The sequence below is a fragment of the Microbacterium album genome (assembly GCF_014643695.1).
GTDB lineage: Bacteria > Actinomycetota > Actinomycetes > Actinomycetales > Microbacteriaceae > Microbacterium > Microbacterium album.
Genome location: NZ_BMJY01000035.1, coordinates 1 through 1,797 on the forward strand (window position 1 = coordinate 1; position 1,797 = coordinate 1,797).

The following is a 1,797-nucleotide window of genomic DNA, read 5'->3' on the forward strand; positions in this document are numbered from 1 at the left end:
GGGTGTTCAACACCCACCAGCGCCGGGCGATCACCGCCCGAGACGGCGGATGCGTCATCCCCGGCTGCACCATCCCCGCCGCGTGGTGCGAGATCCACCACGTCGACGAACACGCGAACGGCGGCCCCACCCACACCGACAACGGAGTCCTCGTCTGCTGGTGGCACCACCACAACCTCGAGCGTTCCGGATGGGACATCCGCATGCGAAACGGCACCCCCGTGGTGAAAGCCCCACCCTGGATCGACAGACGCGGGATCTACCGCCCCGTCCGCAACACCCTCACCCGACCCCGCGGCCCATCCGGGTGACGCCCCGCCCCTGGTCCCCGGCGCGACGCCCGACGTAGCATCGGAGGGCGACATCCGCTCCGGACGACTCATCCCGCGATGCCAGGAGGTTGGACCATGATCAGGACGTTGAGCGAGCAGGAAAGCCTGGATCTTCTGCCGTCGGCGTCGGTCGGGAGGCTGGGGTTCGTCGACGGCGGAGAGGTGCAGATCATCCCCGCCAATTACACGGTGGAGGACCGCGGCGTGCTGGTGGTGCGCACATCCAGCGACGGCATCCTCAGCCGGCTGGCGCACGCGTCCCCCCGTGTCGCGTTCGAAGTCGACTATCACGACGACCATCGCGGAGTCGGGTGGAGCGTGCTGATGAACGGCTCCCTGCGCGCGGTGGACGATGACGAGGAGTCACCGCATGTGGACTCGCACCGGGTGATCCCCTGGGCCGGCACCTCTCGCACCCTCCGGCTGCGCTTCAGGGCGCAGCGGGTGACGGGCCGGCAGGTGCGCCGCGTGAGGGACCCGCTCGCAGAGGACGACTGACGACGCACGGTCAGCGCGGATCGGTCTGCGCCGCCTCGGTAGGCTCCGGCTCGGACACGTACACCACGACGTCCCCTGCCGACGCGTCGAACACGAACTGGAAGGCCGTGCCTTCCGGGTAAGCCGCGTCCAGCTCTCGCGACATACCTGGGACGATCACGAACTGCACCACCGCCGGGAACGTATTGGCTCCGCATCCGGGGAAGTAGGTCCCGCTCACTGAGCCGTCGGAGGACGCCTCGAGCGCCTCCTCGGCAGACACGTACAGGCAGACCTGAGCGCCGGCGCCGTTCCCGTTGGGCTCGCGAATGAGCATGGGTCGCAGACCGTGAAAAGTGCGGAACCCCTCGACCCCCTCCACGCCTCGGAAGAACTCCGGGAGCTCGAACTGGGTGTCCGGCGCCAGCCGCGTGACCTGCGTGGCACCCACACCATGGGGATCCGCCTGGACGCGTTGGACGAACGTGTTCGAGACCAGGACGGCGATCACGACGGCCAGGACGAGCGCTGCCGCCCATCCGGTGCGCTCGCGCGTGGTCAGGCGCGTCGAGCGGGACTCCGCGCGGCGCCGCTGGTCGTCACGGTGTGCGCCGGCGTCCGCTGCTTCGAGCTCGGACGCGGCCCCGCTTGCGGGGACGGGCTCGCGTTCAATCGCGACCGCCGGTTCGGGTTCTGGCTCCGGCGGCGCGGACGCGAACGTCACGGGGCGAGGCCGCAGCTGCGCTTCGAGCTCGGCGAGGCGGCGCTGCGCAACGGGATCGCGGTGGATGTCCGCCGCCGGCCCGTACGCCCTCGCGCGCAGCCCCTCCAGCTCGGCACGCATCCCCGGTTCCATACGCCTCATCCTGGCGTAAGCGACCGGGCAGGCACACCGTCGGACACCGCGCAACGCGACGGCGGGAGGGGCCGTCCCCACCCCGCGGTGTCCGCAGTCCCTGGCAGGATGGCGGTGCACGCCCCCCCCCCC

Annotated in this window: 3 protein-coding genes; 2 read left to right on the top strand and 1 reads right to left on the bottom strand. The window is 70.8% G+C overall.

The features are described 5' to 3' along the window. Positions 1–311: HNH endonuclease signature motif containing protein (locus tag IEX37_RS15805; protein WP_188757332.1), on the top strand; the 311-nt coding region annotated here is incomplete at its 5' end. 108 nt (positions 312–419) lie between these two features. After that, positions 420–830 carry a pyridoxamine 5'-phosphate oxidase family protein gene (locus tag IEX37_RS15810; RefSeq protein WP_229663330.1) on the top strand — a complete coding sequence of 137 codons (411 nt, stop codon included), beginning with the start codon at positions 420–422 and terminating at the stop codon, positions 828–830. Positions 831–840: 10 nt separating this feature from the next. On the opposite strand, the gene IEX37_RS15815 is transcribed toward IEX37_RS15810, so the two are convergent. Further along, positions 841–1,665 (bottom strand): hypothetical protein, encoded by an 825-nt coding sequence (locus IEX37_RS15815; protein WP_188757334.1) that lies wholly within the window; start codon positions 1,663–1,665, stop codon positions 841–843. Positions 1,666–1,797 lie beyond the last annotated feature (132 nt).